Source organism: Burkholderia sp. Ac-20384, from assembly GCF_017104605.1.
In the GTDB taxonomy this organism is placed as follows: Bacteria; Pseudomonadota; Gammaproteobacteria; order Burkholderiales; family Burkholderiaceae; genus Burkholderia; species Burkholderia lata.
This window is the reverse complement of record NZ_JAAGPE010000021.1, coordinates 14,926-41,825: the sequence shown is the minus strand read 5'-3', so window position 1 is coordinate 41,825 and position 26,900 is coordinate 14,926. Positions and strand designations below refer to the sequence as shown.

The following is a 26,900-nucleotide window of genomic DNA, read 5'->3' as shown; positions in this document are numbered from 1 at the left end:
CGTCCTGCGGAGACGAACGCACCCCGGCGCGTTCGTCGATGCGATACGCCACGCGCGCTGCCGGAAGCATCGCGCGCGGCACCGCATTACCGCAGGTTGGTTCTCGCCAGCTCGACGATCTCGTCGCCGCGCCCGCTCAGGATCGCGCGCAGCATGAACAGGCTGAAGCCCTTCGCATGCGCGATCTCGATCTTCGGCGGCATCGCGAGCTCGTACTTCGACGTGACGACGTCGACGACCGCCGGCCCGTCATGCGCGAAGGCCATGCGCAGCGCTTCCTCGACGTTCTCCGAATGCTCGACGCGCACGCTGAAAATGCCCGCGCCCTTCGCGATCGCCGCGAAATCGGTCGGGCTCAGGTCGACGTTCGTGTCGAGATAGCCGGCCGCCTTCAGCTCCATCGACACGAAGCCGAGCAGGCTGTTGTTGTACACGACGATCTTGATCGGCAGCTTGAGCTGGCGTGCGGTCAGCAGATCGCCGAGCAGCATCGACAGCCCGCCGTCGCCCGACAGCGACACCACCTGCCGCCCCGGATGCGCGCCCTGCGCGCCGAGCGCCTGCGGCATCGCGTTCGCCATCGAGCCGTGATTGAACGAGCCGTGCAGTTGCCGCTTGCCGTTCATCGTCAGGTAGCGCGCGGCCCACAGCGTCGGCGTGCCGACATCGGCCGTGAAGATCGCGTCTTCCGCCGCGACTTCGTCGACGATCTTCGTCAGGTATTGCGGATGGATCGCGCGGCCCGGCGGCTCGGCCACCGCGAGATCGTCGAGCCCCTTGCGCGCGGCCGCATAGTGCTTCAACGCGTGCTCGAGGAAGCGCCGCTGCGTCTTGCGCGTGAGCCGCGGCAGCAATGCCGCGATCGTTTCCTTCACGGTGCCGACCAGGCCGAGCGCGAGCGGCGCACGATGGCCGAGCTGCGAGCCCTTCCAGTCGATCTGCGCGACCTTCGCATTCGACGGGTAGAACGGCCGGTACGGAAAATCCGTGCCGAGCATCAGCAGCGTGTCGCACGATTCCATCGCGTGATAGCCCGAGCTGAAGCCGATCAGCCCCGTCATCCCGACGTCGAACGGGTTGTCCCATTCGACGAACTGCTTGCCGCGCAGCGCATGCACGACCGGCGCGCCGAGCGTATCGGCCAGCGCGACCACTTCATCGTGCGCGCCCTGCGTGCCGCTGCCGCACAGCAGCGTGACCGCGTCGGACGCATTGAGCAGCGCCGCGAGCCGGTCGAGATCGGAATCGGCCGGCAGGATCGACGGCGGTGACGATTCGCTCCACGCGGGCGCTTCTTCCGGGCCGTCGCCGAGCGCGATGTCGCCCGGCAGCACGATCACCGCGACGCCGCGCTCGTCGATCGCGGTGCGCATCGCGCGCGCGAGCACGCGCGGGAACTGCGACGCGTTCGTCACGAGCTCCGCGAAGTGGCTGCATTCGCGGAACAGCTCCTGTGGATGGGTTTCCTGGAAGTAGCCGAGGCCGATCTCGGTCGACGGAATGTGCGCGGCGATCGCGAGCACCGGCTGGTGATTGCGGTGGCAATCGTAGAGTCCGTTGATCAGGTGCAGGTTGCCGGGGCCGCAACTGCCCGCGCACACCGCGAGCCGCCCGGTCGACGCGGCATCCGCGCCGGCCGCGAACGCGGCGCTTTCCTCGTGCCGCGTATGCATCCAGCGGATCGAGCCGATCTGGCTCAGGCTGAACGACAGGCCGTTCAGGCTGTCCCCCGTCACGCCCCAGATGCGCTCGACGCCCGCTGCCGCCAGCGTCTTCGCCAGGTATTCCGCCATCGTCTGTTTAGCCATGCTGCCCTCGCTCGTTGATGGGTCGTCACACGAATGAACCGGCTGCGGTGGCTGCCTGCGCCGGCGACCGGACGAGCATACGCGATCGCTTCGCTCGGCGTCGTGAAGGTGCGACGCGCTGGCGCGTGTTTCGTTCGGTCCCTTTCGATTGCGTCGGGAGACTGTCGCGGTTTTGTCGGCAAATGGACGGCTTGGCGGGTATGCCCGGCGCCGGTCCCGCGCGCATTCGCCGATCACGCGCGCTTACAGCGGCAGCGCATGCGTCGACAGAATCTCCTTGAGCACCATGAACGAACGCACCTGCCGCACGCCCGGCAGATACAGCAGCTGTTCGGCGTGCAGCCGGTTGAAGCTCTCGTTGTCGCGCGTGCGCACCAGCATGAAGTAGTCGAACTCCCCGGTCACAACGTGGCACTCCACACACCCCGACACTTTCTGCGCCGCCTTCTCGAACGCGGCGAACGCTTCGGGCGTAGAGCGATCGAGCACGAAGCCGATCACGACCAGCATCCCCGCACCGAGCGGCTTCGGGTCGAGCAGCGCGACGATGCCGCGGATCAACCCCATTTCCTTCAGCCGCTCGACGCGCCGCAGGCACGCCGGCGCGCTCAGCTTCACCTTCGCCGCGAGGCTCACGTTGGAGATCGACGCGTCCTGCTGCAGTTGCCGCAGGATCGCGCGGTCGATGCGATCGAGCGCCGGTGCGGCGTCGGCCGGCGATGCGCTGCCTCGATCTAATTTCATTGCGTCATCCTCCTGCTCAACGAATCAAAATTGTTTATCGCGTTCTCATATCGTCGATAACGTAGTCTTCAGCAAATTATTTCGCAAGCTCATTTCTCGCGCTTCTGCCTATCATTTTTCTCGTCGGAACACGGCCTGCCGGCCGCCCCCGAGCAAACCGATTACCCGCCCTGCCCACCGCTTTCCGGAGCACGTCGATGAACCTGCAACGTTTCCCCCGTTATCCGCTCACGTTCGGCCCGACGCCGATCCAGCCGCTCAAGCGCCTGAGCGAGCACCTCGGCGGCAAGGTCGAGCTGTATGCGAAGCGCGAGGACTGCAACAGCGGCCTGGCGTTCGGCGGCAACAAGACGCGCAAGCTCGAATACCTCGTCCCCGACGCACTCGAGCAGGGCGCGGATACGCTCGTGTCGATCGGCGGCGTGCAGTCGAACCAGACACGCCAGGTCGCGGCCGTCGCCGCGCATCTCGGGATGAAATGCGTGCTCGTGCAGGAGCACTGGGTCAACTACGAGGATCCGGTGTACGGCCGCGTCGGCAACATCCAGCTGTCGCGCATGATGGGCGCGGACGTGCGGCTCGTGTCCGACGGCTTCGACATCGGCATTCGCCGCAGTTGGGAAGAAGCGATGGAGAGCGTGCGGCAGGCGGGCGGCAAGCCTTACCCGATTCCGGCCGGCTGTTCCGAGCATCCGCTCGGCGGGCTCGGCTTCGTCGGTTTCGCGGAAGAAGTGCGGGCGCAGGAGGCCCAACTCGGCTTCAAGTTCGACTACATCGTCGTGTGCTCGGTCACGGGCAGCACGCAGGCGGGGATGGTCGTCGGCTTCGCGGCCGACGGCCGCGCCGACCGCGTGATCGGGATCGATGCGTCGGCCACACCCGAGCGCACGCACGAGCAGATCACGCGCATCGCGCGGCACACTGCCGAGCTCGTCGATCTCGGCCGGCCGATCACCACGGCGGACGTCGTGCTCGACACGCGCTACGCCGGCCCCGAATACGGGCTGCCGAACGACGGCACGCTCGAAGCGATTCGCCTGTGTGCGCGGCTCGAAGGCATGCTGACGGATCCGGTGTACGAAGGGAAGTCGATGCACGGGATGATCGACAAGGTACGGCTCGGGGAATTCGAACCGGGGTCGAAGGTGCTGTATGCGCATCTCGGCGGCGTGCCGGCGTTGAGCGCGTACCACGAGACTTTCAGGAACGGTTGACGCTGTCGCGACGAACTGGCGGCGTGACAGGTGCTGCCCGCCCGCCGCCCGTCGGAAGTGTGCGAAACATCCGGCCCGCACGCCCGATCACGCCGATGTGTGCGCACGCCGGTCGTCCCCATGCAGGACGCCGGCGTCCGGTTTTTTCGCACACGTACGTCCCGATCAGAAAAATCCGACAAGACTGAGCATTAATCGATGACCGCTCGTACTTGTTCAATATTCAACAGCGAAAGCGTTTCGTACCATCGGCCGGCATCCTGATTGACCGGTTCGACCATCGACGTGCCGGGGCAGGTGCCCACACGCTCGAGGTCAGAAATTCGCACCGCTCGCTGTTTCACCTGTCTGTCTGCCATCCGCGATCCGGCTCGACAGGCGATCCCTCCACCCGGCCGCAATCAGGTGGCCGCGCGCCGTGCCCACTCCGCGCCTGGCGCTGGCGGCACGCTTCGCTCCGTTCTGCGTTCCGCGTGCGTAGTCGGCGTCGCGCTGTCGCAATCCGATCTCGCGCACGCGCAGGTGCCGAATGCCGGGCAGTCGCTGCGCGACGTTGAAACCGTCCGTCCGGCGCTTCCCGCGCCCGCATCGCCCGAAATCGCGATGCCGCCGTCGAGCGACGCGTCCCCGCCTGCCACACCATCCGATGCTGAAGCCGGCGCGCGCGTGCCCGTTCGCGCATTCCACATCGAAGGCAACCAGGTACTCGACTCGGCGCGGCTGCAGGCGCTGCTCGCCGAGCTCGTCGGCCGCGATCTTGGCTTCGACGAACTTCGTTCCGCGGCCGACCGGATCACCATCGCTTACCGCGAACGCGGCTACGTATTCGCGCGTGCCTACCTGCCACAACAGGATATCGAGGACGGCATCGTGCGCATCGCGATCGTCGAGGGCCGCTACGGCAGGATCGAACTCCGCAACAACTCGCGCGTGCTCGACGGCGTGCTGCGCCAGCCGCTCGGCGCGCTGCAGCCCGGCGACGTCGTGCGCGGCGCCGATCTCGAACGCAGCCTGACGCTGCTCGACGAACTGCCGGGCGTCACGGCCAGCGGCACGCTGCGCGCGGGCGAGGCCCCCGGCACCACCGACCTGATCGTCGATGCGGCGCGCGCACCGTTCGCCACGGGCTCGCTCGAACTCGACAACTACGGCGATCCGGTCACGGGCCGCTACCGTGCCACCGGCGCCGCGACCGTCAACTCGCCACTGCGGCTCGGCGATCAATTCTCGCTACGCGGCCTCACCAGCAATACGAACCAGCAGTACTACCGCGCCATGTACCAGGTGCCGGTCGGCCCCGCGTCGACGCGGATCGGCATCGCTTATTCCGACATGGGCTACCGGCTCGGCAAGCAGATGCGCCCGCTCGGCTATCACGGTCGCGCGAGCGTGCGCAGCGCGTTCGTCACGCAGCCGCTGCTGCGCAGCCGGCGCGCGAGCGCCAGTGCGCAGGTCACCTACGAGAACAAGCACCTGCGCGACGACTACGGCGTGTTCGAGCTCGTCAGCGACAAGCGCGTGGACCTGTGGTCGTTCGCCGTCACCGGCAACAGCAACGACGACCGGTTCGGCGGCGGCCGCAATGTGTTCTCGGCGACGCTCGGCCTCGGCCGGATGCGCGGCAACGATCCGCTCGGCATGAACCGGTTCTCGCACACGCACGGCAGTTTCGCGAAGCTCAACGTGAGTGCGATGCGGCTGCAGGCGCTGGGCTCGCGTCTGCAGTTCTATACGCAATTCAGCGCGCAACTCGCGTCGCGCAATCTCGACTCGTCGGAAAAATTCAGCCTCGGCGGCCCGTACGGCGTGCGCGCCTATGCACTCGGCGCGGGCAGCGGCGACCAGGGCTGGCAGGCCAGCGCCGAGCTGCGCTATCTCGCCACGCCGGGCTGGCAGGTCAGCACCTTCGTCGACACGGGCCGGATGCAGATCAACAAGCAGCCATGGGTGCGCAACGAGCTCAACACGCTGCAACTGTCCGGCACGGGGGTCGGCGCGAGCTGGTACGGCGCCAACCGGCAGATCAGCATCACCGCCGCATGGCCGCTCGGCAACGCGGACCGCTCTCAGGCGGTCACGCGTGCGCCGAGCGTCTGGTTGCAGGCCGCGCAGTATTTCTGAGCGGCCGGTAACGCGGTCCGGCCACGTCTTCGCATCGGCCGGACCGCACCGGCGGGCAGCCCCGCTGCCCGCATTCCGAAAGGGCGAATCCATCCGCCCCACCTGCTTCGGTTCGTCGCGCACCCAGTGTCGTGCCGACGAAGCGAACCAACCCTGAGGAAACAACAACGATGAACAAGACCTATGCATTGGTATGGAACGGCGCCCAGCGATGCTGGACCGCGGCCGGGGAAACCGCGCGCCGCCGCGGCAAGGCAACCGGCGGCAAGCGCGCCGCCGTGACCGCCGTCTCGCTGCTCGGCTTCGCCGCGCTGCCCGCGTTCGCACTGCCCACCGGCGAAACAATCATGTCCGGCCAGGCCGACATCGTGCGCACCGACGGCGGCCGCACGATGAACATCAACCAGCACACCGACAAGCTCATCACGAACTGGCAGGACTTCAGCGTGAGCGGCGGCGAACGCGTCAACTTCCACCAGCCGAACAGCCAGTCCCTCGCGCTCAACCGCGTGATCGGCACCAACGGCAGCCGCATCGACGGCCAGATTTCCGCCAACGGCCGCGTGTTCCTCGTCAACCCGAACGGCGTGCTGTTTGGCTCCGGTGCACAGGTGAACGTCGGCGGGCTCGTCGCGTCCACGCAGAACCTGTCGGATGCAGACTTCCTCGCAGGCAACTACCGCTTCTCCGGCAACTCCGCCGCGTCGATAGTCAACGACGGCGGCATCACCGCCGCCGACGGTGGCAGCGTCGCGCTGCTCGGCGCACGCGTGTCCAATAACGGCGTGATCCAGGCCAAGATGGGCCGCGTCGCGCTCGGCGCCGGCAACGCGTTCACCGTCAACTTCGACGGCAACGGCCTGCTGAACGTCCAGGTCGATGGCGGTGCGGTCGATGCTCAAGCGAACAACGGCGGCCTGCTGAAAGCCGACGGCGGCGAGGTGCTGATGACAGCCCGCGCGGCCGGCAACCTGCTCGGCGCCGTGGTCAACAACACCGGCACGATCGAAGCGCGCGGCCTCAGCACGCGCGGCGGCAAGATCACGCTCGACGGCGGCACCGTGAACGTCGGCGGCACCCTCGACGCGAGCACGGCCGACGCGGGCGCACCGGCCGGCTCGGTCACGACGCGCGGCGAACGCGTGAAAGTCGCGAACGACGCGCAAGTCGATACGCGCGCGGGCAACACGGCCGGCACGTGGACGATCGAAGCCGCCAACGCTGGCGTGAACGGCACGACCGTCACCGGCGGGTCGATCGACGCCGACACGCTGTCGCGCAACCTCGGCACGACGAACGTCGCGCTGACGAACACGAAGGGCGACCTGACGGTCGGCGGCCCGGTCGCATGGACGAGCGACAACGCACTGACGCTCACGTCGCAGAAGGGCAACGTCGACCTGAATCAAACGCTGTCGGCCACCGGCGCGAATGCGAGCCTGGCCGTCAACGCCGCGAACCGGATCCGCGTGAACGACGCCGTGACGCTCACCGGCCGTAACGCACACCTCGAGCTGAATTCGACCAACGGCCACACGCTTGCAAACGACAAGGGCGTCGTTACGCTGTCGGGCGACAACGCGTCCTACAGCTCGAATGGCGAAGGCTACAAGGTGCTGCACACGCTTGCCGACCTGCGCAACGTCGACGCGGACCTGAACGGCCGCTACGTGCTCGGCAACGCCATTGATGGTGCAAACGCCGGCTTCAACAGCATCGGCGGCAGCAAGACGTTCAACGGCACGTTCGACGGCCTGGGCAACACCGTCCGTCGCCTGACCATCAGCAACCCCGGCAACACCAGGGTCGGCCTGTTCTCGGCGAACATGGGATCGATCGGCAACCTGAAACTCGATTCGCTCAACGTCAACAGCGCGTCGACGTCCCCCAACGCATTCATGGGCGGGCTTGTCGGCATCAACTACGGCGGCCGGATCCATGACGTCGCGGCCACGAACATGAGCGTCGTCCACAACGGCAACGGTATCGCCGTGATCGGCGGGATCGTCGGCTCGAACCGCGACGGCGCAATCGACAACGCCCACTTCAGCGGGCGGCTTGACGGCACCCGCGACACGATCAGCATCGGCGGCATCGCCGGCGAAAACGAAGGCACGCGCGCAACGATCGAGCGCAGCAGCGCGAGCGCCGACATCAAGATTGCACGGACCTACCGCTTCCCCGTGTATGGCCAGGGCGCGGGCATGCTGGTCGGCCGAAACACCGGGACCATTGCAAATTCGTCCGCCAGCGGCCGCATCGCAGCCGGCGAAGGCTTGAACGTCGGCGGGCTCGTCGGCATGAACGACGGCGGCACGCTGCGCAACGTGTCGGCGGTCACGACGATCTCGGCGGGCGAGGGCAGCAATGTCGGCGGGCTGGTCGGCCGGGCCCTCGGCGGCTCGATCGAGCACGCGTCGGCCAGCGGCTCGATCAAGACGATGCATGCCGCGGCAACGGGCGGTCTCGTCGGCCTGAACGAACGCGGCCGGATTGCCAACGCATCGTCCGAGGTCGAGATCGATGCATTCGGCGGCGGCCCGGTGGGCGGCCTCGTCGGCCGCAACGACCGCGGTGCTATCGAAAATGTGAGCGCAGCCGGCGACGTGCAAGCCTACGTGGCGGCACCCGTGGGCGGGCTGGTCGGCCACAATACGGGCACGATCGAGAATGCGTCCGCCAGCGGCAACGTGACCGCCGGCACGCGCTCGAACACGGGCGGGCTGGTCGGCACCAACGGGGGTACGATCGCGCGAGCATCGGCCAGCGGCAACGTCACGGCCGGCAGGGAATCGAACGCGGGCGGGCTCGTCGGCCTGAACGACTTCAACGGCGTGATCCGCCAGTCGTCGTCGGCCGGCACCGTCACCGCGGACCTTTCGTGGGTTGGCGGCTTGGCCGGCGCCAACGTCAACGTGATCGAAAACAGCCAGTCGTCAGGTTCGATCGACGGCGTGAACTCGGATCTCGGTGGCCTGGTAGCACTGAACATGGGCGCCATCCGGTCGTCGCAGTCGAGCACCCGGATCGGCACCGGTCCGTTGCCGGTACCGATCCTCCGCGGCAGCCTGGTCGCCCTGAACTTCGGGAGCATCGAGTCGAGCACCGCGTCAGGTCCGTCGGCGGGCATGCAGCTCGTCGGCGATAACTGGGGTACGGTTGACGGCAAGACCGGCTGGTAATCGAGCAGTAATCGGTTGAACCCATCGGGCGGCGAGGTGGCCGGCAGGCCATCTTTGCCGCCCGTGTTCGTTCGGGGTCGAAGAGTTCACGCCGTCTTCGTGCGTTTTATGGCGGGTGAATCGATCGGAATTTCGGAATGTTCCGGAAGGGTCTAGGCCCTTCCGGCAGAACAATGCCGCCTCGGCACGGATGCACCGCACCTCTGCCGCCCCCGGGAAACCCGACCCGTCGTCAGTCGCGCAATCCCGCCACGGTACGAATGAAATCGGCGAATACGCGGCGATGCCGTTCCGCACGTAGATAACACGCTTCGTCGACGTCATCGCTCTGCGCCACCATCAGCGCCTGGACTGCCGCCACGCAATCGCCCGGAGCCGGCATCGGATCGCGCGGCCCAGGCAACCGATGGTCGTCGAGAAAATCCGCGCATTTGCGCTGATAGCAGAACAGCAGTACCGGCACACCGTAAACATGCCCGGTGATCGCTCCATGCAACTTCGACGTCACGATGCATGACGCCCCTGCCAGGACATCGACGATCGACTCGATCGACTCGGTATAGCGGACGTCATCGAGTTGCACCGTCTGCGGCGTGTAGCGCCTGCGTATCGCGTCGGCTACGCGTGCACTGGCGTCATCCAGCGCGACGAAACACACACGCTCGAAACGGCCGCTCCGATCCGCGTCGCGCAAGATGGCCACGGTATGCTCGACATAGCCCATCAGATGCACGGCAACGATCAGCGTGCGCGGCCCGTCCGCTCGCGACGGCCGATAAAGCGCCGGCAACGCGAACGCCAGGTCGCCAAGCAGTAAAGCGGGATGCCTGACCGCGGTACCGCGCAATTCATCCATCGATGCCGAATCGCGCACCGCGAGCGCGTCGAGCCGCGCCGCCAGGCTCAGGAACTTCCCGCGCCGCCTGCTTTCGTCGAACGGTCCCACCGAAATACCGAGCGCGGCGACCGGCTTGCGCATCAGCGCCCCCCCGACGACGATCAGACGCGCGAATGCCAGCGACGCTTGCGCGCCGAACAGCGACCCGCCGCCGAACACAGCGACGTCGGCCCGCATCATCGCCGCACAATAGGTCACGAAGCGCGCAATCGTTCCCATCCAGCCACTGCAAGCCAAGTAGCGCCCCAGCGGCTTCCATCGCCATGCCGCGCAAAGTTCGGGCCGCACCGACGCGCCGACGACCATCGGCTTCACATCACCCGCGCGCTCGGCCATCCGCTGCAGCACATAACCGAACAAGTCATCGCCGAAATTGTGGCGCCCGTAAAAGCCGAAGAACGCGATTCGAACCGCACGCCGTCGCGTCGTGCGGACTCGCTCGCCCGGTCGTGTGAGTGGTGTCGCCTCGTTCATGGCGTTTCCTCGCGCCATCCGCGACGCAACGGCAGACGCGGCGCGCAGCACCCGCTTGCGGCGTCGTAGAGTGCGTCGAACCCCCGCACGAACCGCGCCGCGCCAAAGCGCGCGAACGCGCGGGCGCGTGCCGCATCACCCATACGCCGCCGCAACGCGGCATCCAGCAACAGCCGTTCCGTGTAGTGCAGCAATTCGTCATCGTTGTCGACGAGAAAACCGGTCACGCCATGCTCGACGATGTCCCGATTGCCGACGATGCGGCTCGCCACGGCCGGCAACCCCATCGCCTGCGCCTCGATCAGCGCGATCGGCATGCCCTCCCACAGCGACGGCAGGACATACACGTCGCTGCGCGCCAGTGCATCGCGCATCGCATCCGGGTCGATCCAGCCCGAGGGCTCGACAGGGGCACCGGCGAGCCACTGGTGAACCTGATCGGAAGCGCCGTCGCCTAACCAGGTACACCGCACGTCGTATCGGCCGGCGAGCGATTGCGCAAGCCGCGCGAATCTCCAGGGCGCCTTCTGATACACGACCCGACCGGACGTGCAGACCACGGCCGTCGTGCGTGCCGGAACGTCACCCGGTTCGACGAAGCGGCTCAGATCGACGGCATTGTCGACGATGTGCACACGCTTGCGCGACAACAGCATCGCCGCATAGCGCGCCTCGCTGCGCGAGCACGCAACCAGTTGGCCGCCGATGGCGTGCAGGATCCGCTCGATCCCGATCAGCATCCGCGCCCGCCGGCTCGAAATGTCTCGCCGCAGGAACGCAAAACCGTGCGGCGAGTAAAGGGTTCGATTCGCGCTGCCAAGCAGGCGCGCGGCCATCCGGCCAAGCGCGCCGGCCTTCGACGAATGAAGATGGATCACGTCGGCCCGCAAGCGCCGCAGGCAGGCAGTGACCCGGAGCAATGCGAGCACGTCGCGCGGCCCAATCGAAGTCGACATCGGCAGCACGCGACGCTCGACCCGGGCATCGAACCACGTATCGAGTACGTCGGACGACGGCGTGTCGGGCCGGACCGAATGCACGACGATCACCTGATCGCCGGCCGCAGCCTGTGCGTTGGCGAGCAGCGCGATGCAGTGAAGCACGCCACCGCCGAGCGCCTCCGTCATGTGCACGATTTTTCTGGGAGAGGGTTTCATGGGTCTGGTCTTCTGTTTATCGGAAGATCGCTTCGAGTGCCGGCAACACGCGGTACGGCAGGAACGGAGACGCACCGCGCCCGGCTTCATCGAGCATGTTGTTGAACCGGCCCGCCAGCGCGACGAGGCCGATGAGGAGAAGGCACACGACGAGTGCGTGCGACATGCGGCCGTTCGCGGGCCGGTACTGGCGCAGCATCACCACGGCCATCAGGAACGTGAGCAGCAACTGGAAGCGGATGCCGGCATAGCTGATCCGCGTGAGGCCGTAGAACGCTGCTTCCAGCCCTGCCAGCAGCCAGAACCCCGCACGGGGCACGGCGAACTCGCCGCGAAAGCGCCATAGCGTGGCGAGCATGCTGGTCTGCAGCAGGACGAACAGCAGGCCCGACGACGCATTCGGCGCAGCCATGCCCACATACAGATCGGTCTTGTCGCCGAGGTAGGCGGGCATCGCGATCGCCGCCACGAATGCACACAACACGCCGAACATGAGCACCGGGCCCTGCCCGCGGCGCGTAACGGCGGGAAACAGGACGAAGAGCAGGACCGACGAGTAATGCATGCCTGCGCCCAACACGGTGAAGACGACGTAGCGCCAGGGCCGCTCGTGTGCCGGCACGCGTGTCGCGACCAGGAACAGCGCAGCCGCGAGCCCGAACCGCATCACGTTCATCGACAGCTCGTAGAACATGCCGGGCACGATCAGCAGACCGCCGAACCACGCGCCGTATCGCGCGCCGCCGAGCGCCCACAGCAGGGTCAGCGCGATCAGCAGCGAGATGCCGTTGACGACGAAGCGCGGATCGGGCCAGACGGACCAGAGCAACCCGGTCAGTGCCTGGAAGATTGGCTCCGACCCGTAGCCGGCACCCGCTTCCAGTCCGGAAAACGCGGCGTAGTAAGCCGCAGTGTCGGTACCGGCGTGCCCGCGCAACGCGACGAGCGCGACCATCGGCAATGCCGCGGCCAGCAGCACCGTCCGGCTCGTGCCGCCATAGGTCGTGCACAGTGCAATGCCGAAATAGAAGATCGCGAGCGGAACGAGGTAGTGAATCATCGAACGCTCCGCTTCAACCACACGCGCCAGCTCATGCGAACCGACCCGACAACGCGCATCGACGCAGGTACTTCGCGAAGCTCAGCACCGCGTAGACGCACCACTCGACGCGGCCAATCGCGCCGACTCGGCGGAAGTGCCGATAGTTGTGCTGCTCACCCTGCTGGATCTTCCACAGTTGGCCGCTCAGGCCCCCTGCGCCGAATTGCGCCTTGTAGACGTACGACAGCGGCATGTCGAACAGATAGGCGCCGCCGCGCTCGACCAGCACGAGCTGCAGCAGCATGAAATAGTCTTCGGCATGACGCTTGCGCTCGTCGAAACGGGCCGCGACATCGGCACGCACCATCACGCTCGACGGCGTAAAGCGGTTCGAGAACAGGACGGCGCGGCGCGAGACCGGCACGGGCGCGCGATGCTCCGCATGATCGGCCCGCAGCGCGGCGCCCTCCGCAAGCTGCTGCACCGGATGGCCTGTGATCGCCGCTTTGGGATTCGCCTCCATCCAGCCGCACTGGCGCGCGATCTTGTCCGGATGCCACGTATCGTCGGCATCGAGGAACGCGACGAAGCGCTGTGTCGCAAAGAACCAGCCGATATTGCGTGCCACGCCCGGACCGCCGTTGCGCGGCAGCGCGATCACGCGAATCCATTCGTCGCCGTATTTCGAACGCAGGCTGTCGATACAGGCGAGCGTGTCGTCGGGGCTCGCATCGTCGACCAGGATCAGCTCGGCGGGCCGCCACGTCTGCGCGTAGACCGACGCCACGGCCCGCTCGAGCGTCGCGACGCTGCGATGACACGGCACGATCACGCTGACCGGCGCGACCGGCGGGCGGGCGGATTCGGCCGACACGCCGCACGTGGCGTCCGGCGCCTCGACGGTTCCGGTCGGGAAGCGCGGCGACTGCACAAAAGCCACGCAACGCCGTCCCGCCGCCAGCGCCAGCACACACCAGAGCGCCTCGCCCGCGATCGTCGCGGCCACCGCACCGGCCAATCCCCAGACCGGCATCAGGCCCGCACCGAGCCCGATGCTGACGACGAGCGCGACGAACGCACACCGATTCCGAATCGCGACGAAATCGCCCGTGGTCATCACCGACGATGCACTGGTCGTCACGAATCGAAGCGGTGCGCAAAGCGCCATCCATTGCACGAGCGGGACGACGTCGCGATAGCGCTCACCGAATGCGAGCGGAACGACGACGGGCGCCACCAGGGCGAGCACCGCGCCCGCTGCCACGCCCGCCATCGCCATCCAGCGATTGCCGGCACGAAACGCATGCCGCAGGCGCTCCGGATCGGTCGCCGCCCAGCGGTGCAGGCGCGGCATCAGCAGTTTCTGGAACAGCACGGCGGGCAGCAGGTAGACCGCGGCCATCGTCGTGACGACGACGTTGTACGCGCTTACGTCGCGTGGCCCGAGCACGACGGCCGCGACGATCAGGACACCCTGCGCATAGGCGAAATACAACAGGCTCGCGATGCCGAATGGAAATGCCTGCCGCGCAACCTTTGCAACACCGGGTACCGGTTGGACCGGATCGCTCGTCTCCGCCCGGCCACCGTGACCGTCGAGCACAGCCCGCCCGTTGCGCAGCGCGCGAATCGACCGCCACGCGCCGGCCGTCATGCAGAGGGCAATCACGCCGAAAGCGATGGCAACCGGCATCGCGCCCGCATGCAGCCAACCGGCCAGCAGCGCGACGACGAGCCGTGCCGCATGCTGTACGAGCTGCCATGCGCTCACCCGTGCAAACCGGCCTTCGAGTTGATACCGCGCACCACACAGCTCGATTGCACTCTGGCCGAGCAGGGCCGGCAGCATCCACAGCAACAGGTTCGCCGTGTCGCTTTCGTGGACGCCAAGGCACGCCCACGCGGCGACCGCCGCCGTGGTCACGGCCGCACTGATGCAGATGAAGCGCAGCGACGCCGGTACCCAGCGGGCGGCGCGCGCGCCTTCCATCCCGTATGCGCGCAGCCAGAATGCCGGCACGCCGAACCCGATCGCCGGCGCGGCGATCGTCACGACGGCCAAGGCCGTCGAAAAATGGCCATAGGCTTCGACATCCCACGTGCGCGCGAGCACGGCCTGCACCGCGAATGCCAGCACCGCCGCTCCGCCCGCGCTCAGCACGAGCAGCACGAGCGCCGTCGCATCCCGTCTCGTCGCGGCGCTCATGGCCGAACCTCCTGCATGGTTTCGGCATCGCGGCCCTTCGACGCGCCATACCGATAGGTCGCGTACTTCATGCCGTAGCGGAACCGGCCGGCATGCGGATCAATGCCGTTATGGATCACGCCGTTCACCTCGACGCCGACGTGGCGCAAGCGACGTGCTGCCTCCTGCAATTCGCCACGCTCGGTACGCCCGGCGCGGGCAACCACGTACACATTGCCTGTGGCAAACGGTGCCATCAGCGTCGCGTCGGTCACCAGCAGCAGCGGCGGGCTGTCGATCACGACGACGTCATAGCGGCCCGCCAGTTCGGCCATGACGGCCGGCAGCGTCCCGGCATTGAGCAGGTCCGCTGCATTGCGCCCGCCTACGCCGGACGCCATGAAATCGAGATTGGAATGCTCCGTCGCACGAATCGCGTCATCGACCGGCGAATCGCCCGCGAGTACGTCGGCAAAACTGGCCTGCGCGGCACCGAACATCTCGTCGAGCCGGCCGCGCCGCAAGTCGCCGTCGACGAGCAGCACGCGCTGGCCGACCGCCGCGGTCACCAGTGCGAGATTGGCCGACACGAACGACTTGCCGACGCCAGGTGTGGGCCCCGTGATCAGTACGACGTTGTTGTCCGACCTGCGCATCGCAAACTGCAAGGTGACCCGCAGGCTGCGCAATGCCTCGATCGCCGGATCGTCAGGATCGCGGTTCGCGAGCGGCCGCAAGTCGGTGCCGCGAGCGGCGCGCGAGCCGCGCCTGCCGCTCACGCGCGGCACGGCGGCCACTACCCGCAAGCCGGTTGCGTCCTCGAGTTCCGCCGGATCGGACGGTGCCCGGCACAGCAGCCCGCGCACGTAGGCAGCCGCCATCGCGAGCAGTGCGCCGAGCAGGCAGGCGCCCGCGATGCCGAGTACCCGCCGGAAGCGGATCGGCCGCTGCGGCTCCTCGGCGAGATCCAGCACGCGGACGTTGCCGATCCGGCTCGCCCGCAGCAGCTTCAACTGCTCGATGTTGTCGAGCAGGCCGACGTAGAGCTGGCTGTTCACCTTCACGTCGCGCTCGAGCCGCACGAGCTCGCCCTGCCGCTTCGGCAGTTGCGCGATCCGGGTGCCAATTTCATTTGCCTGCGCGCCGAGCACGGCGATCTGCCGGTCGAGCGACACGACGGATTCATGCTCCGCCGTGAAACGGCTCAACAGCTCGGCACGCTTCTGGCGCAACTGCACACGCTGCGTCTCGTTGTCGGTCGCCGCCTGCAGGATCGCCTGCGCATCGCCCGCGACGTCGACCGACCCCAGCTTGCTACGCAAAGCCGCGAGCCCCGCCTCGGAATCGTCGAGCGTGCGCCGCAGTTCCGGAAGCTGCCGTTCGAGAAAATCGAGCGATCGCGCGGCCTCGGCTGCCTTGCGCGCAGCATTCTGCTCGACGTAGAACCCGGCGATTTCGTTGAGCGTCGCCGTGATCCGGTGTGCATCGGCGCCCCTCAGCCGGACACTCAGCACATTCGAATCCTTGCCTGCTTCGGCCACGCGCAGTGCGTCCTGCAAGCGCACGATCGCGTCGAGCCGCGCATGCCGGACGAGTTCGAAGCGCGTGCCCGGTGCTCCTTCAAGCGCATCAATCTTCAATGCGATCGGCCCACTCGGGCCGTCGAACCGGATGCGTTGTCCGACCTCACCGGTCACTTGCCCTTCAAGCCCCGGCCCCGACAGCGCATAACGTCCCCCCGGCAGCACGACGAGGTCGTACCGGTTGCCTTCGAACCGGGACGGCACGTCGAACAGGTCGATCGCAACATGCGCGTCACCCCATGCATAACCGCCCCATCCAGCCCCGCCCGACGACTCTCCACCCGCCGTCATTCTCGCCAGCGCATCGCCGACCACCGGGAAACGCACCGGCCGCGCATCGATGAACAGACGCTGCCGGTCAACGGCGCGCGCGACGACGAAGCGCGATCCGAGCACGCGCTTTTCCGTCTCGGCGGACGTCTTGATGCCGAACATCGACGACAGATCGCCGAACGCCGAACGCGCCATTGAATCCGTGCTGCTGTCCTCGACCTGAACGAGAATGTCGGCCTGATAAACCGGTGGCGACAGCACGGCCCAGCCGACACCCGCGATCGTGACCGACGCGAAGACTGCCGCCATCGTCCGGCGATGAATCAGGAACGTATCGAGCAACGCGGCGAAGTCGAACCCGACTTCCGGTGCAGTGGCCCTCGTCATTGCCATCCTCCCGCGCGGCGCCGGCCCGCGTAGCCGAGATGGGCGATCCAGTCGGCCAGACCCGTCGCGAGCAACGCGTAGCACGCGTCGAAGCGTTCGCGCGATTCACCGACGGGGTCGAACACGTCGACACGATCGAACTCACGGACGAGGAACACCTTGCCGCGCGCGAATGGATGACGCGCTTCGATCTCGCGGCGTTGCGCCACGGTCATCACGAGAATCAGGTCGGCGGCCCGGCACATCGCGTCCGACAGACGTACCGCGCGATGGCCGGACAGATCGATGCCATGCGATCGCAGCACCGCGACCGCTTCCGGCGCGGCCGGGTGGCCGACCGGCGCATCGAGGCCGGCCGACGTCACCGCCACCTCGGGCAGCAAGCAAGCAAACAGGCCGGCGGCCATCGGGCTGCGGCACAGATTGCCGCTGCAGACAAAGAGAACGTGAGCGATCATGAATTAGGAATGCGTAGTAGGTGTCATGAAATTCGCACGGCATCGCCATGCGTCACTTCGTGACCAGCCCGGCCGTCAGGCCGGCATTGATGGCGGGCAGCAGCAGGTTCAGCACGCGGCTCGCGCGCACCAGATTGTTCGCATCGACGTAGACGATGTCCTTCGGCTGCAGGTCGAATTCCTTCGCGACGAGCATCGAGACCGGCGATGTGCCGTCGAGGTGGAACACCTGCGGCTGCTCGTCGAGCGAACCGCGGATCACGTACATCTGCGCGGCATCGGCCGAGCCGGGATTCAGGCCGCCGGCCTGCACTAGTGCGTCGGCCAGCGTGATGCGCCCGTTGCGGTCCGGCGTCGCGGCGACCGGCTTGCCAACCTCGCCGATCACGTAGACGAAGCTGTCGTTGCGCGACGTAACGCGCAGCAGGTCGCCCGGCTTCAACGCGACACGCGCGGCACCGGCATGCCCGGCCGCCTGTTGCGTCAGGTCGAGCGTGTGCGACGTGCCCGCACGGATCAGCTCGATCCTGCTGCGATCGGCCGAATCGCTCAGCCCGCCCGCACGGCCGATCGCGTCGTAAAGCGTCGTCGGCACGTCGTTCAACGACAGCACGCCCGGATTGCGCACCTCACCCTCGACGAACACCTGGCGCGACCGGAACGACGCAACGCCGAGCGTGACTTGCGGATCGCGAAAGTAGCGGGACAACGCGGCCGCGACGCGTTCGCGCGCCTGCTCCGGCCGCAATCCAGCGACCTCGATCCGTCCTGCATATGGAAAAGACAGTGCGCCGTCCTGATCGACGACGAACCCGGCGACCGGATCGGCGTCGCGCGTGGCGCCCTGTTGCTGCGGCCCCTGCGCGGCAGCCAGTTCGGGATGGTTCCAGACGACGATTCGCAGCACGTCACCGGGACCAATCGTGTAGGGCACAGCTGTCCCTGCGAGCGCGCGCGACACATCGAGCGACGCCTGCACAGCGTGACCACGCATCTGCCGGACGCGACCGAGATCGAGTTCGACGATCGGAGCATGCCGATCGGTTTGCGCGCCATTGCTGTCAGTGTCGGCATAGACCACTTGCGGATTCTGCGGATCGACCGATGCAGTCATTCGCATGCCGGGTGCATAAGCGCACCCGGCCAGCACGGCACATATCAGCCACGCGGTCGCGCAACGGGCTATCGGCCGGAGACGTGTGGCCGGCACAACGCGCGTGCGCGCAGGAAGAGTTCGATCAGTACGCATTGCTGTGTGCCTTTACGTTAAGCAGCGTTGCCAGCACGATGCGCACATCGAATGCAAGGGACCAGTGCCGCAGGTAATACAAGTCGTGCTCGATCCGCCACTGCATTTTTTCGATGCGATCGGTTTCGCCTCGCAAGCCGTTGACTTGTGCCCAGCCGGTAATGCCCGGCTTGACCCGATAACGCTGGATATACCCATCGACGAGGTCCTGATAGAAGATGTCGTGCTCCACCGCATGCGGCCGCGGGCCAACCACCGACATGTCGCCCACCAGCACGTTGAAGAACTGCGGCAATTCGTCGAGGCTCGTCCGCCGCAGCAACGCACCGATACGCGTCACGCGCGGATCGCCTCGCGTCGCCTGACGGATTTCCCCTGACGCACCCGCGTCATGCGTGTGCATCGTCCTGAACTTGTAGATCGTGAACGGCCGCCCGTAGGCGCCCATCCGCTGCTGCCGGAACAGCACCGGGCCCGGCGACGACAACTTGATCGCGATCGAGATGGCCACCATCAGCGGGGCGATCGCGATCAACGCCGCACACGCGAACACACGATCGAACGCAGCCTTGCCTGCCAGCGCCTGCGCGGACAGCGGGCGCACGACGAGATCGAGCGCCGGACCAAACGAAGGATTCGCCCGAGGCGGACCAAACGGCGCCATCTCCGTCAGATCCGGTATGAAGCGGATGTCCACGAGATCCTTGCTGAACGCGCGAACGATCTCGTTGACGCTATCGGCCGCAGAAAGCGGCAGCACGATCCAGACTTCCTCGACGTCCTCACGGCGTGCGCAGGCCACGAAGCTCGCCAGATCGCGGTGGACGTTGGCGGTATCTGCGTCGACCGCCGACGCCGGCGCCTTGTCGAATATCGCGACGACGCGTACCCGGGCGTCCTCGCGTTGTTCGGCATGCCGTGCGAACACGAAGCCGTACTCGCCCAGCCCGACGACAGCTACGGGGCGACGCTTCGCGCCCGACTCCGCCACGCGACCGGCCAACCTTCGCTGCACGCAGCGCAACGCCACACAACCGAGCGCAGACAAGACAAACCAACACGCCAGCCATTCAGGCATGGGCGTGCCCTGTCCACCGAACAGTGCCCCGATGGTTGCGCCGCCCGCCAGCACGACCAGCAACCCGGCAATCGCGCGCCGCACGGGTTTGCCCTGCATGCCGTTCGTCGAGAACAGGATCAGCATGAGCGGCATCAACAGCGCGATCAGCATCGCATCGGACAGCGAATACGTTGAGTCGGCCGCCCATTGCTTCGCCACCGCTGCGGCGGCTACCAGCAGACACACATCCACCAGCCGATACCAGACGGCTCTTCTGCTGACGACATGAGTATTTCGAGCATGTTCGAACGAATGCATAACACCTGGTCGATCTCCCCTCGAAGCAGACCAACGACACCGGTGCGATTCTTTCCGCCCGTCGCGTCGTCACGACCCGTACAGGCGCCGCGCTCGAATGAAGACCGCTCCCCTATTTAGGATTGCAGATTCATATCGTTTCAAAGAGTTACCAATCAACGCCAAACATCATCAATTTTCAGATTCAGACGACGTAACTCATCGATTCGAAATAGCTACCCGGTCGGACATTGATTAATTTCTTTGCCGGCGACACGGTGAAGTACGAATACTGCCAGCACGGGCTCACACGAAAAATCGGACAGGTACTAAGTTTTTTAATTTTCGAACTGGATTTGTCCCAATCTTTCTTGAATAGACCGCACCTACTCAAAGGCAGACTAATCGTCAAGCATCGCGCATGTCAGAAGCGGTGTGGCACTTGTCGACAGCAACCCGGACGAATGAAATTCACGGAAGAATAGAAAAAGGCCGGCGTCGCGCATCACGACACCGGCCTCCGCACTTGAACCACTAAAGGTGATGCAACGCCTCGATCACCGATGACCGGGTTCAGTCGCGCCCGCACTCACCGGAGCCTCACCACCCCGGCAAGTCTTCTGCTCCGGAACCTCGACGACACGCCCTTCCAGCGTTTGCGGCACGCCCGGATACACATTGAAGGGTTCCGTGATCTCCCCATCCACCTTGGCGCCCTTCACCGGATAACGCACGGTACCCGTCGCAGTCAGCCGCGCCCCCTGCGCGTCGCACACAACGGACAACTTCGCACTCTCGCGCTCCGGCATCTGCCGGACCAGCGTGCTGAACCCGAAGTTGACGACGACCGTCCCTGCGGTCGTCTGATGCCCCTGCGTCATCGCCTTGATCGAGGGCTTGACGTCCAGCCGGTACACCGTCTCGTTCTGAACCGCCTTCAGCGACTTCACGATGATCTTCTTGGTCTGCCCGGGTGCGAGACTCAACTTGAACGGAAACGCAACCAGCGTCGGCTGCGCCTCTTCGCCGACCGGTTCGAGCTTCTCGTCCTTCAGCGGCACGCCGGGATTGAGCAAGCGCGACAACGAAATGGTCACATATTCGGGACGATCTCCGTTGTTGACGATCTGTACGGTGGTCGTGCGCGAGTCGAGCACGGTCTCCTTCGGAAACACATCGATCGTCGCAGCGGCAAGGCCGGGAACGAATCCGACGGCCGCTACCGCAATCGAAAGAAAGAATGCATGCAATCTCATGTTCGGATCCTGGTGAGTCGGCCCTTGGGGAAAACAGGCCGGGACCGCCGTCCGGCTCGCGCCGTCATGCACCTGCACGGCACGCACGGAAGGACGTCGACGACAATCGGAAACTGGAAACGGAAAGAACACCGCCCGCAACACGGCGGGCGGTCGGAAACTGAATCGCCTCCGGCATCGGAGGCCGCCATCGCTACTTTTGCTTCGGCACGATCGGTTCGAACACCAGCGACAGCTCGCCCGTGTAGGTGCCCGCCGTGCTCTTGAAATCGCCTTCCGGCGGAAACGCAGAAACCGCCAGGCTGTAAAAGCCCTCAGAATCGACATTCGGCGACGGTGGCGTCGGGTTGTCGAACTCGATCGCCTGCCCGACGACCATCGGTTTCGGCTCCCCACCTTCGGCACCGATGCTGACGGCCGTCTTCCGGAACGCGAGCGTCGGCTTGGCCTGATTCCGGATATCGAGCGGCTGATCCATGCGGACCTGGAACTTGCCCGTTGTCGACACCACGTGCAACCGCGCCTCGACCTCATAGGCAGTCTCCCAGGCGCCCAACTGCTGCATCGTCAGACCCTGCGGGAACCAGGTGCCCTTTTCATCGGTGATGATCAGGTTGTTCGGACGCACGACCTTGGCCGTGACCGTGCTCGTCCTCTTGCCGTTGATCAACAGGACTAATTCTTCCGGCGACGCTGCCGCCGACGCGAACATCGGCAGGCACACCACCGCCGCCAGCATTCCGTTCAGAATGAATTTCCGCATGTTGCCTCCTACGACTTCGTGACGATCGTGAACGACAACACGTCGCTGAAGTCGTCCGGATCCACGCTCATGTCCACCGTCGTCCTGAACGTCGGAACGAAGCAGGTTTTATGATCCTTATCCAGTTTCACCAGGTCTCCGTACGCATTCGGTAGATTGAACCTTGCACTGCCGCTGTCGAGCGTCACGTCGTACGGAACCGTCTGGGTTTTTTTGGCATTCTTGAGCTGGTACCGGCCGCCCACGATGCCGTTCTCGCTCGTCGCGTCGATCAAAAAGGCGTGAGAGGCTGCTTTGCCGCTGTACGTAAAGCAAAGTTGATCTGCCGGGCCACTGAGCGATTTCGTGCCATCGTTGCGCGGCAATTCACCCAGATTCCAGTTCGGCGCCGCCATGTTGATCTCGATAGCAGCCGGTGGTTGCGGCGGCGGAGTTGCCGGATCGACTACCGTACATGCGTTGTTGCTGCCCATGTTGCTGACATAGGCTCCACCCGTGCTCTCGGCAACGTCGTCGCTACTCGTAAAATTACCGGCACGAATGGCAACGCCCGGCCAATCCTTGATCACGGAATTGTCGATCATCACCTGGACCGTGACCGAGTACGGATCCTTGATCGTCCATTCAGGTACGTTATCGTCAAACCCAACGAAATACATCACGTAATTATCGCCGCGCTTGAAAATGCCCGTGGCTTTTGCACCATTTATCGCGACATACTTGGCCACGGCCTCGCTTGGATTCATCTTCCCCTCGGCGTTGTACGTATAAACCAAGATACCGCGGGAAGCAAAAACGGAGTCGGGCTTGGGGTAACCCTTATCATCTTTCCCAAGCGCACCTTTAATGGATCGAAATCTAACGTCAAGATCGATCGTACTGGTTCCGTCGCCGTTGTTTCTCCACTCGCATCTACCATAGCTGTCGATCACCTTGGCGTACTGTAGCTTCCACGCAACTGCATTGGAGGAAAGCACCGCCAGAATCGCGCCAAGTACGTACCCTCGCCATTGCCGGAAAATTGTGAATTTCATCATCGATCTCTTCATTCCGATTAGGTCAATATGTCAAGTCCAGTACCCAGGCAAGTGACCTCCGTGGCCGGCATCTCATATTCGATAACGAGATGAAATGGCCTTGCCGGCTTGGTACCCGATGGGCGATTGCATGCCGCTCCCACGCACCGATGCGTGTCGCTTCGATACACGCACTACTGCACTCGTGCCGCACGCTGGTAAATCACGACGCCATACCCGACATTGACGAACAGCGGGGCCGGAGCGCCTTCTCCTTGTTCGGCATCCACAACGATCCGTTCCTTCGGCCGGAACGTGATGCGCCAGATTTGCGTTTGCTCAGGCACGGCCAGTTCTTTCAGCGCTATTCGATATTTCTGATTCGGCGCCAGCGTCAATCGCGCAGGCGATACCAGCAAGGTCGGTTGCGCCACTTCGGCAACGGGCACCAGATGCTCCGGCGATTCGCCCGGATTGGTCAGCAGGTGCTGCTCGATATTCAGATAGAGCGGTGTATCACCCACATTCTCGGCATACAGCTCACGCACCGCTGCTTGCCCCGGCTCCAGCGTCAGCTCCACGCGCGACAGCTTCAGTACGCCAGCGGCCATGCTGCCAGTGCAGGCCAGCGCCGCGAGCATTCCGATTGCGACGCGCGCGGTGCGCATCATCACGAGCACTCCAGCGTCTGCGGCTTGTCGCCGGCATTCAACGTCATCCGCTTCGTCGCAAAGTGCTGGGGGGTACCCGGAAAGACGGCGATCGTTTGAGCCTGCGACGCCTTGTCATATTTCACATCGGTAAAGATCTGGCGCACGTTACCCGTGCTCTCGAGCGTCAGCCCGCCGCTCTCGCAACGATGCGTCCAGCCACCGCGCTGCTTGCCCGGCGGCGGCATGTGCCTGACCAGCACGCCGTAGCCGACCGCCACCGACATCGGCGCACTGATCTTGTCCTGCGGCTCGTTGTCCACGGTGAGCGACCTGACCGGCACGATATAGAGCCGATACAACTCCTCGTTTGCCGGTTCCGCGAGCGACTTGAGCGTGATCGAGCGCGTCTGGCTCGGCCCGAGTGTGAGCTTGTCCGGGCTGGCCAGCATGCCGGGATGCTGCAGTTCACCCAGATCCTGCTTCTCTTCCGGCGTCTTGCCCGGATTCATCACTTTCTGCACCGAGATCGACAGGTAGAGCGGTGCATCGCCCATGTTCTTCACCGTGACGTTCTGGTCGTGGTTGCTGAATACCTTGGTGGTGGCGGGCATGACCATCAGCTCGCCTTCGGCATGCGCCGGTTGAGCCACGGCAAACAGCAGACCGCACAAGATCGGCAACGTGGTTCGCAAGTTCAAATTCATGTCGTCAATCCTTGTATTTGGTTGAATACGTCGTCATTGGCAGCGGAAGTCGTTTCCGTTTACGTCCTTCAGGCTGCACGTGTACTGATGCCCGTTCTGGTCGAGCGTGATCTGCGACAGCATCGTCTTGCTGACGATCGAGAACAGACCGTTCGGGTGTACCGTGTCGCCGGTTTCGACCACCTTGCCGCTCATCGGCTTGCCGTTCGCATCCTTCAGGAAGCCGCTGTACACCATGTTGATGTCGACCTTCGCCGTTGCCGCATAGACCTGGCCCGGATGGGCGCGGACGATGTTCGCCGGCACCTCGACGTTCATGTCGACCTTTTCACTGCTGCTCATCACGCGTGCGAACGGCACGTCACGATAGGCATTGAGCGGTACCGCATAGGTACTGTTGCCGGCCACCGGGCTGCCTTCGACGTTGAAGCCATACTTCATGCCCGGGATGTTCGGCGTCTTCAACAGCATCGCGCTGCCGCCTGAGCTGTAGCGGCCGAAGGCAACGCCCTGGCGACTGGCCGCAACCATGCCGCGGTAGTTGAAATCGATGTTGCTGCCCGCGCTGCTCGTGCCCAGGTTCAGCGACGCGTCGCCACGCGTGCCGGAGCGGGTGCCGTAGGTGTTCACGCTGTAATCGGTGCCAATCCGGCTCGCCGTGAGGCCGACGCTGGTCGTACCGAAACCATCCTGGAAATCCTTGCGAACGTCACCGCTGAGCTGCGTCTGCCCGCCGGAATGCGCGGCGCTGAAGCTCGCCTGCACCTTATCCAGCATCATGGTCATGTTGAAATACACGCCATAGCCGCCGCTGCCCTGGTAGCCGCCCTTCTGCACGCCCAGCGCGAACGTGCCCCACAGCCCGTTCGGCCGGTAGTTCCAGCGCGCTTCAGCCTGCTGCGACTCGCTGTATCGCGAGCGCTGGTAGTTGTAGCCGAACGTCACGCCGCGAATGTTGCGGCTGTAGCTCACGGCGGTGCTCGGCTGACCGTAGTAGAAGCGCGACACCTCCGTGTTCTGGTAACGGCTGACCATCAGGCTGCCGAGCGCCTCGCTCGCCATCGAGATGTTCGCGTAGCCGCCGGTGCTGCGTTCGCCGCTCAACACGCCCAGCGTGGGCGTGATGTCGACGCCGCCGAGCTGCATCGGGCGCGTGACGTTGACTTCCGCCGCCCAGCGTCCACCCTTGCCCGCGAGCATCGACGCATTGAGATAGAACTGCTTGAAGTTCCGGCTCATCGCGGCTTCGAGCAAATAGCCGCCGGTGCCCATCTCCTTGCCGGCCGTCACGTGCCACGCGTTGCCGCCGTTCGCACCGAAGTTGAGGTTGTTGACCTCGCGGGTTTCCCGGTTGACGACGTTACCGTTGCGGTCGACCAGGCGGACTTCGACCGAGTAGTAGCCGCCCGGCAGATCGGCAAAGCTGATTTCGTTACGGCCGATTGCCGCGGGCCGCTTGAGGATCAGGCGGCCATTGCGGTAGAACTCGTAGTTGCCGTCCGCCGATGCATAGAGCACCAGCGAACCTGCCTTGCTTTCGACCCGCAGGTGGGTCTGGCTGCCGACCGTCACGAACTGGTCGAAGCTCGGCGACAACAGCGTACTGACCGATCCGGCCGCGTAATCGATGTTGTTCTGCTTGCCTGCCCGCACATACGTGCTGGAGAAATTCTTCTGCAGGTAATACGACGACAGCCCCTTCTGGCTGCCGCTGGAATTGTTCGATTCGGTACGGTTCGCGTACCAGCTCATGTAGCCGAAGCTCTGGAACGGGAGCCCGACATAGGTGTTGCCGTTGACGTTGACCGCGCGGTAGCCGTCCGATGACGCCCGCAAGTCGATCGACTGGTTGTTGACGAGGCCGAAACCCGTTTCGGGCGCGATGTAATCCGCGCTCGAATTGCGGATCGAGATCGAGCGCTTCAGCTTGTCGACGGTGACGTAGTACCCGGCGATGACCACGTCGCAGCCCTTGCTGCAACGCTTGTAATCGAGCTGGGAGATGACGTTCCGGATGGTATCGACGTCGTCCGGCGAAATGCCGTTGGCTGCATACTTCGCCGCATCGAACTGCAGCGACGTGTCCTTCTGCGAATAACCGATGAACCCCGGCAGCGTGCGTCCGTTGAAGGTCGCAACATAGTTCGCGCTATCGTCCAGTTCGGCCGCACTGAACCCTTCGGGTACGCCGTACGTAACCTTTAGCTCTGCAAATGAGTGCGACGAAACAAAAAGAAATGCACCCAACCACAGCTTGTTGAATCGAAAAGGAGCTTGATAGGCGAACACGCTGTTTTCTTCTAAGGAGGAATAGGATGAACGGCCACGGGAATTCGGCGGGAATTACACAGGAAGAGGAACCCCGATGGGATCGGG

Annotated in this window: 20 protein-coding genes; 3 read left to right on the top strand and 17 right to left on the bottom strand. The window is 65.0% G+C overall.

Annotated elements, in window-relative coordinates; all coding sequences use genetic code 11:
- Positions 1-86: 86 nt before the first annotated feature.
- Positions 87-1,808 (bottom strand): ubiquinone-dependent pyruvate dehydrogenase, encoded by a 1,722-nt coding sequence (gene poxB, locus G3O00_RS06595; RefSeq protein WP_206142490.1) that lies wholly within the window; start codon positions 1,806-1,808, stop codon positions 87-89.
- A gap of 243 nt (positions 1,809-2,051) precedes the next feature.
- On the bottom strand, positions 2,052-2,552 hold the full coding sequence (locus G3O00_RS06590; RefSeq protein WP_011660086.1) for an Lrp/AsnC family transcriptional regulator: 501 nt from the start codon (positions 2,550-2,552) through the stop codon (positions 2,052-2,054).
- Between the two features lie 197 nt (positions 2,553-2,749).
- Between G3O00_RS06590 and G3O00_RS06585 the strand changes: the two genes are divergently transcribed.
- Positions 2,750-3,766, top strand: coding sequence for a 1-aminocyclopropane-1-carboxylate deaminase (locus G3O00_RS06585; protein WP_206142489.1), 1,017 nt, complete (start codon positions 2,750-2,752; stop codon positions 3,764-3,766).
- A 191-nt stretch (positions 3,767-3,957) separates the two neighbouring features.
- Here the strand turns inward: G3O00_RS06585 and G3O00_RS06580 are convergent, their stop codons facing one another.
- Positions 3,958-4,125 (bottom strand): hypothetical protein, encoded by a 168-nt coding sequence (locus G3O00_RS06580; protein WP_174929705.1) that lies wholly within the window; start codon positions 4,123-4,125, stop codon positions 3,958-3,960.
- A gap of 244 nt (positions 4,126-4,369) precedes the next feature.
- On the opposite strand from G3O00_RS06580, the gene G3O00_RS06575 reads away from it, so the two are divergent.
- Both G3O00_RS06575 and G3O00_RS06570 read left to right on the top strand, forming a co-directional pair.
- The gene (locus tag G3O00_RS06575) at positions 4,370-5,887 is read left to right on the top strand and encodes a ShlB/FhaC/HecB family hemolysin secretion/activation protein (protein ID WP_241025000.1); all 1,518 of its coding nucleotides are present in this window, start codon (positions 4,370-4,372) and stop codon (positions 5,885-5,887) included.
- A gap of 170 nt (positions 5,888-6,057) precedes the next feature.
- On the top strand, positions 6,058-9,069 hold the full coding sequence (locus tag G3O00_RS06570) for a GLUG motif-containing protein (protein ID WP_206142488.1): 3,012 nt from the start codon (positions 6,058-6,060) through the stop codon (positions 9,067-9,069).
- 232 nt (positions 9,070-9,301) lie between these two features.
- Here G3O00_RS06570 and G3O00_RS06565 read toward each other — a convergent pair whose 3' ends face one another.
- The 14 genes from G3O00_RS06565 to G3O00_RS06500 all read right to left on the bottom strand — a co-directional run bounded on the left by G3O00_RS06565 (position 9,302) and on the right by G3O00_RS06500 (position 26,813).
- Positions 9,302-10,441, bottom strand: a complete 1,140-nt coding sequence (locus G3O00_RS06565) for a polysaccharide pyruvyl transferase family protein (protein WP_206142487.1) — start codon at positions 10,439-10,441, stop codon at positions 9,302-9,304.
- Positions 10,438-11,598 (bottom strand): glycosyltransferase, encoded by a 1,161-nt coding sequence (locus G3O00_RS06560; RefSeq protein WP_206142486.1) that lies wholly within the window; start codon positions 11,596-11,598, stop codon positions 10,438-10,440. The genes G3O00_RS06565 and G3O00_RS06560 overlap by 4 nt, the downstream gene beginning before the upstream one ends.
- A 16-nt stretch (positions 11,599-11,614) precedes the next feature.
- A complete protein-coding gene (locus tag G3O00_RS06555) occupies positions 11,615-12,658 on the bottom strand; it encodes an EpsG family protein (protein ID WP_206142485.1) in 1,044 nt (347 codons plus the stop codon).
- A 31-nt stretch (positions 12,659-12,689) separates the two neighbouring features.
- Positions 12,690-14,846 (bottom strand): glycosyltransferase, encoded by a 2,157-nt coding sequence (locus G3O00_RS06550; RefSeq protein WP_206142484.1) that lies wholly within the window; start codon positions 14,844-14,846, stop codon positions 12,690-12,692.
- Positions 14,843-17,068 (bottom strand): polysaccharide biosynthesis tyrosine autokinase, encoded by a 2,226-nt coding sequence (locus tag G3O00_RS06545; protein ID WP_206142483.1) that lies wholly within the window; start codon positions 17,066-17,068, stop codon positions 14,843-14,845. Before G3O00_RS06545 ends, G3O00_RS06550 begins: the two co-directional genes overlap by 4 nt.
- On the bottom strand, positions 17,065-17,526 hold the full coding sequence (locus G3O00_RS06540) for a low molecular weight phosphotyrosine protein phosphatase (RefSeq protein ID WP_206142482.1): 462 nt from the start codon (positions 17,524-17,526) through the stop codon (positions 17,065-17,067). The genes G3O00_RS06545 and G3O00_RS06540 overlap by 4 nt, the downstream gene beginning before the upstream one ends.
- Before the next feature lie 52 nt (positions 17,527-17,578).
- A complete protein-coding gene (locus G3O00_RS06535) occupies positions 17,579-18,646 on the bottom strand; it encodes a polysaccharide biosynthesis/export family protein (protein ID WP_241024998.1) in 1,068 nt (355 codons plus the stop codon).
- 118 nt (positions 18,647-18,764) lie between these two features.
- Positions 18,765-20,153 (bottom strand): undecaprenyl-phosphate glucose phosphotransferase, encoded by a 1,389-nt coding sequence (locus tag G3O00_RS06530; RefSeq protein ID WP_206142481.1) that lies wholly within the window; start codon positions 20,151-20,153, stop codon positions 18,765-18,767.
- A gap of 536 nt (positions 20,154-20,689) precedes the next feature.
- Positions 20,690-21,388, bottom strand: a complete 699-nt coding sequence (locus tag G3O00_RS06525; RefSeq protein WP_206142480.1) for a hypothetical protein — start codon at positions 21,386-21,388, stop codon at positions 20,690-20,692.
- A gap of 193 nt (positions 21,389-21,581) precedes the next feature.
- Positions 21,582-22,127, bottom strand: a complete 546-nt coding sequence (locus G3O00_RS06520) for a hypothetical protein (RefSeq protein ID WP_241024997.1) — start codon at positions 22,125-22,127, stop codon at positions 21,582-21,584.
- Between the two features lie 32 nt (positions 22,128-22,159).
- Positions 22,160-23,188, bottom strand: coding sequence for a hypothetical protein (locus G3O00_RS06515; protein ID WP_206142478.1), 1,029 nt, complete (start codon positions 23,186-23,188; stop codon positions 22,160-22,162).
- A gap of 173 nt (positions 23,189-23,361) precedes the next feature.
- Positions 23,362-23,838, bottom strand: a complete 477-nt coding sequence (locus tag G3O00_RS06510) for a hypothetical protein (protein WP_206142506.1) — start codon at positions 23,836-23,838, stop codon at positions 23,362-23,364.
- Positions 23,838-24,524, bottom strand: a complete 687-nt coding sequence (locus G3O00_RS06505; RefSeq protein WP_206142477.1) for a pilus assembly protein — start codon at positions 24,522-24,524, stop codon at positions 23,838-23,840. Before G3O00_RS06505 ends, G3O00_RS06510 begins: the two co-directional genes overlap by 1 nt.
- Before the next feature lie 33 nt (positions 24,525-24,557).
- Positions 24,558-26,813, bottom strand: a complete 2,256-nt coding sequence (locus G3O00_RS06500) for a TcfC E-set like domain-containing protein (protein WP_206142476.1) — start codon at positions 26,811-26,813, stop codon at positions 24,558-24,560.
- Positions 26,814-26,900: the final 87 nt, after the last annotated feature.

Bases quoted from the DNA above. Each gene is read 5' to 3' on its own strand.
- poxB (WP_206142490.1), bottom strand. From the start codon at position 1,808: ATGGCTAAACAGACGATGGCGGAATACCTGGCGAAGACGCTGGCGGCA.
- G3O00_RS06590 (WP_011660086.1), bottom strand. From the start codon at position 2,552: ATGAAATTAGATCGAGGCAGCGCATCGCCGGCCGACGCCGCACCGGCG.
- G3O00_RS06585 (WP_206142489.1), top strand. From the start codon at position 2,750: ATGAACCTGCAACGTTTCCCCCGTTATCCGCTCACGTTCGGCCCGACG.
- G3O00_RS06580 (WP_174929705.1), bottom strand. From the start codon at position 4,125: ATGGCAGACAGACAGGTGAAACAGCGAGCGGTGCGAATTTCTGACCTC.
- G3O00_RS06575 (WP_241025000.1), top strand. From the start codon at position 4,370: ATGCCGCCGTCGAGCGACGCGTCCCCGCCTGCCACACCATCCGATGCT.
- G3O00_RS06570 (WP_206142488.1), top strand. From the start codon at position 6,058: ATGAACAAGACCTATGCATTGGTATGGAACGGCGCCCAGCGATGCTGG.
- G3O00_RS06565 (WP_206142487.1), bottom strand. From the start codon at position 10,441: ATGAACGAGGCGACACCACTCACACGACCGGGCGAGCGAGTCCGCACG.
- G3O00_RS06560 (WP_206142486.1), bottom strand. From the start codon at position 11,598: ATGAAACCCTCTCCCAGAAAAATCGTGCACATGACGGAGGCGCTCGGC.
- G3O00_RS06555 (WP_206142485.1), bottom strand. From the start codon at position 12,658: ATGATTCACTACCTCGTTCCGCTCGCGATCTTCTATTTCGGCATTGCA.
- G3O00_RS06550 (WP_206142484.1), bottom strand. From the start codon at position 14,846: ATGAGCGCCGCGACGAGACGGGATGCGACGGCGCTCGTGCTGCTCGTG.
- G3O00_RS06545 (WP_206142483.1), bottom strand. From the start codon at position 17,068: ATGACGAGGGCCACTGCACCGGAAGTCGGGTTCGACTTCGCCGCGTTG.
- G3O00_RS06540 (WP_206142482.1), bottom strand. From the start codon at position 17,526: ATGATCGCTCACGTTCTCTTTGTCTGCAGCGGCAATCTGTGCCGCAGC.
- G3O00_RS06535 (WP_241024998.1), bottom strand. From the start codon at position 18,646: ATGCGAATGACTGCATCGGTCGATCCGCAGAATCCGCAAGTGGTCTAT.
- G3O00_RS06530 (WP_206142481.1), bottom strand. From the start codon at position 20,153: ATGCATTCGTTCGAACATGCTCGAAATACTCATGTCGTCAGCAGAAGA.
- G3O00_RS06525 (WP_206142480.1), bottom strand. From the start codon at position 21,388: ATGAGATTGCATGCATTCTTTCTTTCGATTGCGGTAGCGGCCGTCGGA.
- G3O00_RS06520 (WP_241024997.1), bottom strand. From the start codon at position 22,127: ATGCTGGCGGCGGTGGTGTGCCTGCCGATGTTCGCGTCGGCGGCAGCG.
- G3O00_RS06515 (WP_206142478.1), bottom strand. From the start codon at position 23,188: ATGATGAAATTCACAATTTTCCGGCAATGGCGAGGGTACGTACTTGGC.
- G3O00_RS06510 (WP_206142506.1), bottom strand. From the start codon at position 23,838: ATGATGCGCACCGCGCGCGTCGCAATCGGAATGCTCGCGGCGCTGGCC.
- G3O00_RS06505 (WP_206142477.1), bottom strand. From the start codon at position 24,524: ATGAATTTGAACTTGCGAACCACGTTGCCGATCTTGTGCGGTCTGCTG.